We start from the raw sequence: 12,380 nt of genomic DNA, 5'->3' as shown, positions 1-12,380 counted from the left end.
GACAGGCCTCTTTATTTTAGGTGATTTCGATGGTTTCGGGACCAGATAGTGGGCCCGGTATTCCGGAGCGGTTGATGGGCTCAGCCCAATAGACATGCACGCCAACGGGCACACTGCTGTCTATCCAGCCGTCAACATTTCCGGGCAGCCCGTATTCAATCCGCACGACTATCGCATCGGCGACATCCGGCGTTGCTACAAATCCTGTTGGATAATCCGCACGCAAGATACGCGTTGCAAAGTATCCCGCATCGTTCGGTGAGGTCAGGGCGATTTCGATATCGGCACCCACACGCGCCGCTGAAAACGTAGTCAGTTCTGGTGGAGGCGTGCTATCTACAATCGCAGTGATGCTGATCGGCGCGACGGGCAACCACCCGGAAACGCGGCCAGCCGATGTCCTGTTGCGCACCTGTGCTTCGTAGGTTGCGCCATCCAGCAGCCCTGTAGCTGCAAACGACGATTGACCAGTCGCGGCGATATAGGACTGCCAATCTGGCTGCCCTGCATCGATAGAGCGGAGGCGTATTTCTTGTGTCAGGCTTTGTTCCTGCGTGTTCCACTCATACCGAATACCACCGGCACCCATCACAGATCCGCTGAGACCGGCAACCTCTGCCACCGAATTATCTGAGGAGAGGTTTTCATACACAGGACGCGGAGGTGACTGGGTTGCAGCGTCAAACTGGTGATCTGACGCGACAGTGGATACCCCTTGGAATTCATAGGACATGCTATCCTCAACCCGGACCAGCTTGCCGATCTCCACTGTCATCGACAGGCCAAGCTCTTCATGCTCTATCCGAACGAAACGTTGGCCCATCAGGTATTTACCCGAAAGTTTCAATCGACCTGAAAGGCTAAACTGCGCACGCTCTACTGCGGCAGTCCGTACGGCGATCCGTATTGCCTGATCGTAACTGTCTACCGCAAGTGCAGGGATCTCGCGCGTTGTCTGACGCCCGTCCGGATCAGCGATATAGGCACCGGTAGGCGTCTTCCGATACAAGTTTGCGGGCTCTACATACTGCGCGACATAGCGACCGTTGACACCAATCTCCAAACCTTCAGTGACCTGCAGCGACAAGAAGTCTTCATCACGCAGGGTGACCGTCGGCTCCTGCCAGCGCCCCACATAAAAACCGACCTTCCCGTCTGTCCGCTCGAACATGAAGCCGTCACAGGCGGCCAGTAGGATTGTCTTGATCTCCTCCCAGTCCTGATCATCGCTAAAGAGCGCGTTGATCGTCCAGCGCCGCTGCGTTCCGCCATCAGCATTGGTGACCAGCTGGTCGCTAACATCGGCCTCAAATGCAACGTCTTCCCAGTCGACCTCGCCGCCGAGTGTAGTAACGATCTCATGTGCGATGACCAGCGCGGCGTTATTCGTATATTTGTAGGTTTCGTCCCGCGGATCCCAGATCCTGTCATTACCTTCAATCAAAGGCGCGTAATTCCAGATGTCACCACGGGAATAGACATCAGAGAATACCTCAGAGGATGTCCGCCTGGCATAGATGGCGGCATACGCCAATCCTGCCATGTCGTGCGCGGCGGTCCACTCGGGAATAGCATCTACCAGTATTGCATCTGCCGCCTGACCGGGCTGGCCGTTGTAGGTACGGATGCTGCCATAGTCGCCGTAAGGTTCCGTGATGACCAGACCATCCACATCGGTTTCGACCAGCACATCATCAAGGTAGTGATCGACAACACGCTTGATGCTGTGGCTGGCCAGAATTGCCGTGTAGTGGCGCCGGTCACCGCGAAACGAAGTGCAGCCCATCACACCGCCGTTTCGGACCCTGCCATAGACGCGCTCGAAATAGCTGATCGGCTTGGCGTAATTCACCAGACGGTCGCCCGGGTCAGTCGATTGCGCCTGCGGCTTCAAGGCTTCAGATACCAGCGCAAAGCCGACGGACAGCACCAAGGACCCGAGCGTCGTGGTGAAGAATGCTGCGGCACCCGCACCAGCCGCATAAGCGGCACCAGCACCGGCAGCAATCGTCAGTCCCGGAACTGCTGTTGTCAGAAAACCCGCCACAAACCCCACAACAGGTCCCGCCTGAACCGGCGACGGGGTCAGCATCGTTGTCGACAGAAACCCGGCAACCAAAAGACATCTAGGCGTCCTCATATCGCATGCTCCATACTGCAACAGTTTCCAGTATTGCGGCACCCGAGCGCACAGTCGCACCGCGTGGAGTACCTTTGATCAACCACCCCTTGCCCAGCCACAGCCCGCCACAGACCACCGTACGCTCCCCGTCAGGTGTCCGGATCAACCCGATATCCCCCTTGACCGGAGGCAAGGACGTGCGGAGCAGCGAGCCCCGGTCTTCTGCAATCCTGCGGGTGGCAGTCAGAGGGTCACGCAGGAAACCGGTTTCTTTCTGACAGCTTCCTGGGCTGTCGTAGGTAAACCGGATATCCGCTGCTGGATCAAAGCCGTGCACCCGCTCGAACCAGTCCGCCAGACACAGCATACAGTCGTGCTGTCCCCAGATCATCGGCAACGACAACCAGCGGTGCGCCTCGATGATTAGCGGCGAATGCCGCGCCACATCCCCGATCATCCCCATAGCTTTTCCTTGAAATTCACATCGCGCGGGATGAAATCCAGCGACGGGTTGGCCGAGCCGACAACGGCAGAGTGATCGGTAGAGTTATATACGCGACGGCGCGCATTCCGGCGGTCGGCAAAAGGCCCCTCGATCAGCAGCGCGATGGTGCGTTGCTGATCTCCCTCTGCAGCAATGCGGATGCTACGCATGCGACGGCGCAAGACCTCGGACGGCGCATAAACTGGCGCGTACATTTCAGCGTGATCCATGAAATACTGCTCGTAGAATGTGATCTCGCGCCCGGCCACATATTCCACGCCGAGCCTACGGACTTCATTCACCAGATCCGGCGCATCTGGGTCCTGAAAAAATGTCATGGACAACTCGCCCGAAGGCGCTGTGCCGTTGATCGCCATTTCCAAAGCAGACGCTGCAATAAGCTGCGATCCCCACCATGTCCGCCCGTTGATATCCACAAACCGCCCGTCAGCGCCCAGGACGAACCCGAAGGGCCCGTCCGGCGTGTCGATCGACACCAGATCAATCTTGAGAACAACGTCCGCACGCGGATCAAATCCTTCAGGAAAAACATTCATCGGTTGATCCACTCTACAAACGTCGCAGTTGGCGTGGCCTTCAGGTCCTTGCCGTATTCCGGATTTCCCATCGTATCGGTCTCAGCGACAAACAGCCCTTTTGCATCCAGATCAATCAGACCCAGCGCTGGAATGGCTTCGCGCAGGGGCGTTTCGATTGTGATGATTTTGGCCGGGCCATCTTTGGTTACAGACGTCACCACATAGGGCCAATCGTTGTGGCTGATATAAACACCCTGCCTGATTTCCAGCGGTGCGTCGGCATCGCTGATTTCAAGCGTGGTCGCACCAGCGACTGCGGCGGTCAGGTTCAGCACCACAGGCGTGTCGGCAAAGCCCTGCCCGGTTGCAAACCGCTGGCCAGTATTAAACGGGATACCGTTGGATGATCCGCCATAAAGATCCGGGGCATAGCTGAGGGCATCCACCATCGGCACACGAAACACGCCAACGCGCCCGCGGGCGGACATCATATGAGCACGCCATTGCAAGATAGCTTCCCCGCGCAGACGCATCTCTGGCGACCCGATCCACCGTGGAAATTTGTTATAGACGACCTGTTCGGTGCCATCATTGCCCGAACCGCCAGATTGCCCGCGCCAGTCGATCCACCAGTTCACTTTCGTCACCCGCATCAAGCTGCGCGGAATTGTGACAATCAGACGGCTCATGTGGTGCCACGCATGCGTAACTGCATGTTGCGGTCCTGCAGTGAACGGTTCTGGTTGCGCGTGTTGATCTGATCCAATGTGCTGGAGACGTCAGCCGCCTGCACACGCACAATCTGCGTGAAAAACGGGCTGGTCTCTGTGGTGACATGGACCTGCGCCTGACCCGGACGTGTGTACGGCCCTCCCCCCCCTGAGCCGCCCATCGGTCCGCCCGCCGAGAATGAAAGATCATCCTGTGGACGGGGCAGGCGCCGCTGACGCACGGCTTCCATGAAATCGGCACCGTAGTAGTCAACCGCACTAGCAGGCTGCATAAATTCCCCGACGGATGCCCAGATTGGGATATTGTCCTGACGTTTTCCACCACTGCCCCGTATACGGCCGCGCGGGCTGCCACCGGAAGCGAGACCCTCAATTTCGCCACCGTCGGCTTTCTTCTTGCCAAATAGCCCCCCGATGATCGTTCCGAACCATCCACCGCCGCCAGTCTTCGGGTTGAGGATACCGCTCAGACTGTCTGCCAACGTGTCCCACACGGGGTCAAACGCCATGTCCCAAAGCTTGTCTGACATGAACGAAAATATGTCAGCAAAGAACCCCTTGAACCCCTCGCCGCCGGACCTGAAATTATCAAACGCCGACTTCACTGCATTACGTGAATCTTCAAACGCATTGATCTCTTCTTGCGTGCGGATGGTGCCGATTTCCTGCTCCGCTGTTCGTTTGGCAATTGCGTCCGCCTGCGCGTTAATCACATCGATTAGCAGACGGCCATCACCGGTCATCTGGGTCTGGACATCAATGCCAGCGCGCTTTGCTTCGGTCAGGCGCTCATACAGGAACAACAGACGCGCCTGCTCTGCCGCGCCCTGCCCCGCCATCTGATTTTCCAGTGTCAGCTGGGCAAGGCGATCATCACCGGCCTCGACCAGTTTAGTCAGCGATTCCGAATCCCTTTTGCGAGCGTCAGCGCTTTCTTTCGCAGCGTCGGCATTCCGCGCCGCGACCTCGGTGTCAACGCGCGGCACGGCTTGCGCGCCCAGTGCAGTCTGGATGGTAGACCAGGGTGTCCCTGACTTTTTGAACCCCTCCCACTCGTTATAGAAACCTTCCTTGCCTTGGCCCATGCGGCCGCGAACAAGTTGCGTCGCAAGGCGATCCTGTAGGTCTGGCGTGAACATATCGTCAAGCGACAGGCCCAATTGCTTGATCAGACCACCACTGCCATCCTTGTTTATGCCCCCAAGCGTATTGCTGACGATCTGATACCGACCAACCGCCGAGGAATTGTATTTATTGTCTGGATGAGCCAGCATTTGACGTTGCAACGCCAAAACCTCGCGCAGCGTCATGTTGATCAAATTCACTGGCCCGTCAGTGTAGGCACCGTATCCCAGCGTTTCATTATAACCGCGCCCCTTATCCGTCCCCTCGACCTTGCCGATCAGGTTTAGAATACCGCTGTTGGCAACTTCGGCCTCCTCGCGCTGGTACGCGCCTCTGTCTGTCTGCCAGAACCCGCCAGCGCCTGCTTCGTTGTACCGCTTGTAGACGCCGTTCATCCGTTCAAGCGCCTTTGCAGCCTCATTGATCTTGTCAGTGGCAGTTTTTGCGTCATCAGCGGCATTGGTGAGGATTGTATCTGTCGGTGTGTCGGTCAAGAGGTCGCCCACAATGCTCAGATCTGCTTCGATATCAGCGACAGCCTTCTGAGTATCCGCCGCCGATTTGATCCACTCATAGAAAGTCTGAAGGGTGCCTGACCGCAACCGCTCACCAGCATCAGCTGCATCAGATAGGGCTATTTCCAGCTGCCGGTATGCCTCACGGGTTTCCGCACTTCCCCTTGCACTTTTAAGGTTGGCAATCTCTTTTTCAAAGCCGCCGATCTCCTTTGCATAAGCGACAACAGCATCACCTGCGCCTTCTGTGCCTTTTTTGATTTCAGCAAACGCGACCTCGACCTCATCACCTACGTTCACCAATCTCTGCATGCTGACTGACAGCTCAGATATCGTCGATTTGCCATCCCTGACCGATCTTATAAGTTCGGAAATCCGAAAGGCCTCTGGATTTGGCCTCTTATTGTAGGTCAGATTGACATCCGCCTTATTGAATTTATTGACATTCATGAGCCCCGCGCCCTGAAGTCCATCCATGGCCTCTCCCATTTTGGACCGGGCATTTGCGAGGGCGATCTGCAAGTCTGCCCGCGACTGTTCCAAAATCTTCTCTGTCGCCGCCGACACTGCACCACCAAGCTCTTTTTGCTCTTCTTTCGCCTGTTTTGTGGCTTCGCGGTATTTGTCCAACGCAGTGATGGCATTTTGCGTTGCAGTGTCCGCCGCATCCATAGCGTCAGAGGTTTTATCCAGATCCAAACCCAGCGCCAGAATAGAAGCGGCTGTAATCGCGAGGCCAAACGGCCCACCCATGGTTCCAGTTAAAACTTTCATCGCAACGCCCATTTTCTGCAACGGGCCCAATGCGCGCGTGGCCGATGATCCAACCCCAGTCACCGCACCCGCCAGCTCGATGTAGGTGGCGCGCATCGCTACAGCCCGTGCGACTGCGTAGGTAATGCCGCGCCCGACCAGATAGACGACAAGTGCTTGTGCGACCCGCTCGACCACCTCCTCTACCTCTTCGAAGTTCTCGCTCAGATAGCGCAGTGCTGCCGTCAACCGGTCAGCAGCCTTTTCGGCAATCTCCAACCCGCCATTTTCAGCTGCGGTCAACTGCACAGCCTCCCACGCCGCAGCAAGCTCTTTCAACGCACCATCCAGACCTTCAAGGCGCACCTGTGCCTGATCCTGCGCAGAGACCTCCTTCAACGCGCTCGCAAGGTCAGAGAACCCTTTTGCGCCCGTGTTGGCCAACAACAACGCAGTACGAATTGCATCAGTCCCGAAGATGGTTTTGAGCGCCTCGTTGCGCGCCTCTTCCGTCAGCCCTGCGATACCTTGCTGTAGCTCACCGGCTATCTCTTCCATGGACTTCATGCGGCCCTGCGCATCAAAGAATTCCAATCCAAGCGATTTCATTGCGTCGCGCGCCTTGTCGCTGTCTGGCGTTAAGCGCTGAAGGAATGTCTTGAAGCTGGTACCTGCGTCGGAACCCGAAGCGAAAGCAGGCGCGGTTGCGGCAAGGCTGGTCAGGAAGTCGTCGATATCCACACCGAACTGACCGGCCACGCCGCCCGCCTGACCAATGGCCAGCCGAAGATCATCAAACCCGAATTTCGACTTTAGCGCAGCGCCTGCAACGCGGTCGGCAATGTCCGGCAGATCAGAGGCTTTCAGATTGAACTGGGCCATCAAGTCAGTCGCAAGATCGGCGCTTTTTGCCAGATCGCCGCCAAGCGCTCCAGCCACCGCTAGAGTGGCATCCAGTGCACCGCCCAGAATTGTTTCGACATCCAGGCCGTTCTTTGCAAGCACCTCGATCGCATCTGCAGCCTGCATGGCAGTGAACGCAGTTGTGGCGCCCATTTCCCGTGCAGCATTTTGCAGGCGCTTCATGTCATCTTCGCTGGCCTGTGTAGCTGCCTCGACCCTCTTCATCGCTGCCTGAAACTGCTTTCCAACATCAAGTGATGACTTGCCGAATGACACGATCCCCCCGATCAATGCTGTGGTGCCCAGAAAGCGGCTGAGACGCATCATTGCGGGTAGCTGATCCGAAACACCCTTTAAGCCGCCCTTGAGGTCATTAGCCGCGCGGTTAGTGGCGTTCAAACCGGCACCTGCTGGCTTTGTAGCTGTTTGAATGCGCTTCAAGGCGCGTTCGCCCGCTACGCCAGCAGATTTAAGATCACGTTCCAGCTCACGCTGACCGGCAGCTGACAATCGGATGACGTAATTGCGTCTTGTGGTGCTCATGATCAGTCCTTTTCCCGACGCTGCTCTGCAGCCTCAATCAATCCGGCCTCCCAATACGGGAGAAACAGGGCAGCGATTTGTGGTGGAATGCCCCGCGCTGACAACAGCGCAAGGCAGGCTTCGGCATCCAGAGCTTCAAAGCCACCCATGCCTACACGCGCTTGACGGTAAATCACCCCTGCCGCTTCAACGAACGCGCGGCCTTCAATCGAACGGGGTAAATTGGTATCTTCGGGGCACGCGCCCTCACCGCCGAACCTTGCGCAGCTGTAGCCGGGTGCGTCCGCACAGCCTGCGCAATGGGTCAGCCCTCCGGTGTACCGGTATCTGGCAAGAGCGCGGAGCTTTTTCCCTCGGAGACAACCGCGATGTAGGGAGACAGCAGCGACTGCTGCAACAACAGAGCAGCGCCTGGATACATTGACAGAAACTGGTCAATCGCCTCACCATCAAAAGGCGCAGCGGTGCCGTCTTCCATCTCGACACCTTCCCATCCGACCCCGAAGCGGCGCAGCATCAAGCTCAGCTGCTTGCTTGCAAACAAGCCACGCGTGGTGTCTTCGATCTCAACCGGCATGTCCTCATCGTCCAGCGCCTCGACATCCATCGCCATAGCAGGTGGCAACGTTGCACGCGCCAGCCTCATTGCGGTGGATTCCACCTCCTTGTATTCCGCGAAGGTGAACGACCCGATCAGGAATGCGACCCCATATCCAACCTCGATCCGGCGATTTTCTCCGATCGAGCGTGACAAACGTAGCGCCATATCAGACAGGGTTCGCGTATGTGTCGACAGTGTTCTTGAGTGTCGCAGTGAACAACGAAGCGCCAGCGACGGGGCGATTTGCACGCAAGCTGAAACTGCTGCTGATGATACCGCGGCCTTCGACCGGAATGCCCGTGCGCTCGATGCGCACGCTGGGGCACCGCAGCTCCAGCGAATAATCAGCCGACACAGACCATGTCAGCGCAAGGTCGATGGCTTCACCATTCAGGGCACGGTCATACCAGACACGGTCCCGGAACCGCGCATCCAGAGAACCGGTAACGCTCCAGCGGCCCCAGTCAATCGCTGCGGCGGTCGGCAGTCCGTTCAGGGTTTCCTGATCCGCTTCATTGCCTGAATTCAGCGTGAGGCTTGCGCCAGTGATGGCCGCCGTTTCGGTTGTTCCGACAAGGCACTTGCCCGCAAAACCGACCGGCACGGGATCAACAGCATAGCTTACCGGCGTTGCATCAAGCGTAGCAGCAACCGGCACCTCGGCACGGCCAATCATATTCATGGTGGCGCGTGCCCGTTCGCTGTTTTTGCGGGCCTGCACTTCAAAGCTGGTGGCCACAAGGCTGTCCTGCACAAAGTGCTGGTCAACCCTGCGGTGCGAAAGGCACTGTGTCATGTACTGCAACCCCGGCAAAGCGCCTGCGGTAAATACATGCTGATGCTTTCCTGCGGTGATTTCAGTGGTGACCGGCGCTCCAAGGATGCTCCGCAGATGCCACCCGATGGAGTTGAGGCCCATCGGCACAACCATATTGCCGCTCAGGTTCTGGAGACCACCCACCGCATCGCCGGGAAATGCATCGCCATAGATGGCCTCATCCTCATTCAGCTCCTGACTGGGGGAGGTATTGCAACTGTAAAACGGCAGTGCGTAAAAATTGCCATCAGTTGCAACCTCCGCAGTTCCGAAAGCGGACTGGATACGGGAAAGAAGCTGCGCTTCGTCGCCTCGTGCGTTACTCATGTCTGTATCTCCATAGGATTGATTGAAGTTTCGTAAAAAAGCGTGATCACGATGACCGACCCGAGCAGACTTTCCGCCCCCTCCATAGGGACATCGCTGGATTGCTGCGGTGCGCTCATGTCGATGTAGTCGACCAGTCCATCCAGATTGCTGCCGGTCAGCAACGCGCCAACGACACCCGCCAACGCATCAATCGCAACTGTACGTTCGGCATTCGTCGCGCCCTGGACCACCATCTCGAGATCAACAGGCCGCTGCCACTCACGCCGCCCCGTGCCGAGGCGAAAGCCGGTTTCTACCGGGTCTTGCGGCACAATGTTCAGAATTCCGTCAGGTGGGCAGGTACGGGGCAGTTCGTCCTGACGCGACACCGGCACCGGATGCGCAGCAAGCGCCGTCATGAGACCCGCAATGACCGATTCATGTCTTCCCAGCATTATCGATGCCCTTTTTGATCTGAAAACCGAATTTCGCGGTCAATTGCAGCGACAAGTTCACGGCTTTTGCCATCTGCAATCTGTCTGACGCGCAGCCTCTTTTTCAGGCGCACTTGACGGACAAGAAAGAACATCGGGACCGTGACAGTGCCGTATCCGGTCTCGCGGGCCCTCTTGCTTCGGGCCTGCGCATACCCACCACGTTTACCCGTTGACTGCCTCAAGCCATCGACGACCAACAGCGACACCCCCGACGGCCGGTACACAAATCGCAACTTCCCAAAGCGGAATTCAGGGAAGTTGGAAGGGGTCAACGGCTTCCTGCCAGTCCCGAACTTCGGAGCAGATTCGGTCGGGATTGCCAGCCACAAACCATTTGAAGAGCGGATCGTGACACCATTTTCAAAGGCGTCGATAAGATGCGGAGCTTTTGTGGACACAGTCGCAGCTGCGCCCAATGAATGCCCGCTTCCCGGATAACGGTTCAGTCGCCACGAATTTGAAAGACGACGCCCAAGCCCAGCCTGAACAACATCCGCTCGTAATTCATTTTTAAGAGTCTCCGCAGCATTATGCATGCCTTTGGTGACCGCAACCTCCAGATCCGCAAGCTCTTCAGCCATGAAGCGTTCAAGGTTGCCTTCCAAAGCAGCATTCAGGCGGCTCATGGTGCGGCCACCTCGATTGTATCAAGTCGCGTCTTAAGACGTCTACGGTCCGCAACACGGTGCGACTGCACTTTCCGCAGAACCCCGGATAGGTTGAGCAAAGTGCCGTTCCCGTAGCCTGTAAAGTCGGCAATCCGTATTTCGAAAACGCCGGTCTCATCGAGGATCTGCATCGACCCCATACGCACCATTTCATCCGGCTGGCTCGGAAGGACAAGAACGTCCAGTGCCGCACCGTCTGGATCGAGGACGGCGCTGATACCCAGTCTTTTGAACTGGGTATCGACCGCGCGCCTGAAAGCGGGCATCGCTTAGGTGTCCACCTGCTTCGCGGCACCACCGGCTTCTGCGTTTGCAGCCGGTTCCCCCACTGTCTTTGTGTTAGTATCAGCCTTGGCCTTTGCGGCTGGTCCAGCCATAGCCTCTGCGGCTGCTGCAGCTTTTTCGGCGGCATCCGCAGCTTCTTTGTCCGCCTGCTCGCGCAAATCAGATGCAGCCTCACCGGATGTGTCGGTTTTTCCACAACCCTCTGCCTCCAACCGGCGGGCAACATCCGCTGGCACGCTGCCCTTCCAACCGGCAGGCAAAGTCCGCTGGCGGATGTCATCCATCTTATATGTGAACTCTTTCGTCACTTTGACCAAACGGTCTTTCTTCTGGGCCATCTCATTTCCTCTGTCTATTTTGAAAACAAAAGCGGCGCCCGAATGGGCGCCGCTGCTATACCGCCAAACAAGCAGCCTTAGTTCGAGGTGCGTCCCTCGACCAAAACAGCGGGGCGCATGCAGATCGGCATGGTCTGCATCATGACTTCAACGTCGACAAAGCGGTCCTCCTGACGGTCCGGATGGACCTTGGAGTAGAATTCCTGACCCGGCATGTTGGTCATACCCATATAGTCAGGCGAGCCATTGAACTGACGGAAGGTCTGGCGCGTACCCATCGGATAGAATTGGGCTTTCGCTGATGGGATGAAGCTGCGCGTGATCACGGTGCCGTCTTCCTGCGGCACGCCCGCTTCAGCGAGGTATTCTTTCCACCAGATGCCTTTGAACAGGAACCCCTTCGACGTCGAGTCGCGCAGCGGGTCCCCGCCGTTTTCGTTCTGGTAGTATTTGTACCGTTCCTTGAAATCAGGATGTGATTCCAGCTTGTCAGCAAATTCAGGGTGCATCAAACAACCGACGCCGTTCGAAACATCGCCGCGCAGATTGAGTTTAATGTGGCGCTCGACCTCTTTTGCTTTTGCGCCAATATCGGTCGCATCGGTGCCAAAAACAAAGTCGACAGATTTGCGGGTAATGCTGAATTCGTCATGCAGGTCCAAAAGTTCGCTGCCGTCCGCATCCAACACCATGCCTTGCAAAGCGCCGGCACGCAGATATTCGCGTGTCACATCGGTACTGCCACGCAGTTCTTCCTGACGGTCAGCCACTTCACCTGCGACCTGTTTCAGCTCAGTCTCGGAACCAAAGGCGCGAATGCCGTCAATGTCATCCGCTGTGATCTTGGATTTAAGCGCAAAACGTGCCGTGCTGAATTTCCGCAGTTTGCGCTTGCCGCGCGGCTGTCCTGGAACAGGCGTGCCGCGCATCGACGACTGCACCAGCTGAAGGTGACCGTTCTGAAGCTCGATGGAAAAATCCACGCCGCGAATGGGCTTGGGAACAAAAATCCCCATTTCGCCGATTTCGCCCCACATGTTTGGGACGTCACGAACCGCTTCCGAAAGCTCGATGGCCCGGAATGCGTCGTTTCTGAAGATATCGATATGGGCCATGAAACGGCTCCTCTCTGGTAGATTGGTTGCTGGTG

At 57.1% G+C, this 12,380-nt stretch carries 13 protein-coding genes; all 13 read right to left on the bottom strand.

Annotation, left to right across the window (positions count from 1 at the left end; all coding sequences use genetic code 11):
• Positions 1-16 precede the first annotated feature (16 nt).
• Entirely contained in the window at positions 17-2,140 is a 2,124-nt protein-coding gene (locus GGR95_RS14575) for a phage tail protein (RefSeq protein ID WP_184567124.1), read from the bottom strand.
• The gene (locus tag GGR95_RS14570) at positions 2,127-2,585 is read right to left on the bottom strand and encodes a DUF6950 family protein (protein WP_246423403.1); all 459 of its coding nucleotides are present in this window, start codon (positions 2,583-2,585) and stop codon (positions 2,127-2,129) included. Before GGR95_RS14570 ends, GGR95_RS14575 begins: the two co-directional genes overlap by 14 nt.
• A complete protein-coding gene (locus GGR95_RS14565) occupies positions 2,576-3,163 on the bottom strand; it encodes a hypothetical protein (protein WP_184567122.1) in 588 nt (195 codons plus the stop codon). The genes GGR95_RS14570 and GGR95_RS14565 overlap by 10 nt, the downstream gene beginning before the upstream one ends.
• Positions 3,160-3,834, bottom strand: coding sequence for a hypothetical protein (locus GGR95_RS14560; protein WP_184567120.1), 675 nt, complete (start codon positions 3,832-3,834; stop codon positions 3,160-3,162). The genes GGR95_RS14565 and GGR95_RS14560 overlap by 4 nt, the downstream gene beginning before the upstream one ends.
• Positions 3,831-7,715 (bottom strand): phage tail tape measure protein, encoded by a 3,885-nt coding sequence (locus GGR95_RS14555; protein WP_184567118.1) that lies wholly within the window; start codon positions 7,713-7,715, stop codon positions 3,831-3,833. Before GGR95_RS14555 ends, GGR95_RS14560 begins: the two co-directional genes overlap by 4 nt.
• Positions 7,716-7,717: 2 nt before the next feature.
• Positions 7,718-7,891 carry a DUF7697 family protein gene (locus GGR95_RS14550; protein WP_184567116.1) on the bottom strand — a complete coding sequence of 58 codons (174 nt, stop codon included), beginning with the start codon at positions 7,889-7,891 and terminating at the stop codon, positions 7,718-7,720.
• A gap of 128 nt (positions 7,892-8,019) precedes the next feature.
• Positions 8,020-8,481 carry a hypothetical protein gene (locus GGR95_RS14545; protein WP_184567114.1) on the bottom strand — a complete coding sequence of 154 codons (462 nt, stop codon included), beginning with the start codon at positions 8,479-8,481 and terminating at the stop codon, positions 8,020-8,022.
• Between the two features lies 1 nt (position 8,482).
• Positions 8,483-9,460, bottom strand: coding sequence for a phage tail tube protein (locus GGR95_RS14540; RefSeq protein WP_184567111.1), 978 nt, complete (start codon positions 9,458-9,460; stop codon positions 8,483-8,485).
• The gene (locus GGR95_RS14535; protein ID WP_184567109.1) at positions 9,457-9,897 is read right to left on the bottom strand and encodes a hypothetical protein; all 441 of its coding nucleotides are present in this window, start codon (positions 9,895-9,897) and stop codon (positions 9,457-9,459) included. The genes GGR95_RS14540 and GGR95_RS14535 overlap by 4 nt, the downstream gene beginning before the upstream one ends.
• The gene (locus GGR95_RS14530) at positions 9,897-10,565 is read right to left on the bottom strand and encodes a DUF6441 family protein (RefSeq protein ID WP_184567107.1); all 669 of its coding nucleotides are present in this window, start codon (positions 10,563-10,565) and stop codon (positions 9,897-9,899) included. The genes GGR95_RS14535 and GGR95_RS14530 overlap by 1 nt, the downstream gene beginning before the upstream one ends.
• On the bottom strand, positions 10,562-10,873 hold the full coding sequence (locus GGR95_RS14525; RefSeq protein WP_184567105.1) for a head-tail joining protein: 312 nt from the start codon (positions 10,871-10,873) through the stop codon (positions 10,562-10,564). The genes GGR95_RS14530 and GGR95_RS14525 overlap by 4 nt, the downstream gene beginning before the upstream one ends.
• A 3-nt stretch (positions 10,874-10,876) precedes the next feature.
• On the bottom strand, positions 10,877-11,230 hold the full coding sequence (locus GGR95_RS14520; protein WP_184567103.1) for a hypothetical protein: 354 nt from the start codon (positions 11,228-11,230) through the stop codon (positions 10,877-10,879).
• Between the two features lie 77 nt (positions 11,231-11,307).
• Complete coding sequence (locus GGR95_RS14515) at positions 11,308-12,345, bottom strand: major capsid protein (RefSeq protein WP_184567101.1); 1,038 nt, start codon at positions 12,343-12,345, stop codon at positions 11,308-11,310.
• Between the last annotated feature and the right edge of the window lie 35 nt (positions 12,346-12,380).

The sequence above is a fragment of the Sulfitobacter undariae genome, assembly GCF_014196805.1.
Lineage (GTDB): Bacteria > Pseudomonadota > Alphaproteobacteria > Rhodobacterales > Rhodobacteraceae > Sulfitobacter > Sulfitobacter undariae.
Note: the sequence above shows the minus strand (reverse complement) of the source record. Positions and strands in the feature narration are given on the sequence as shown.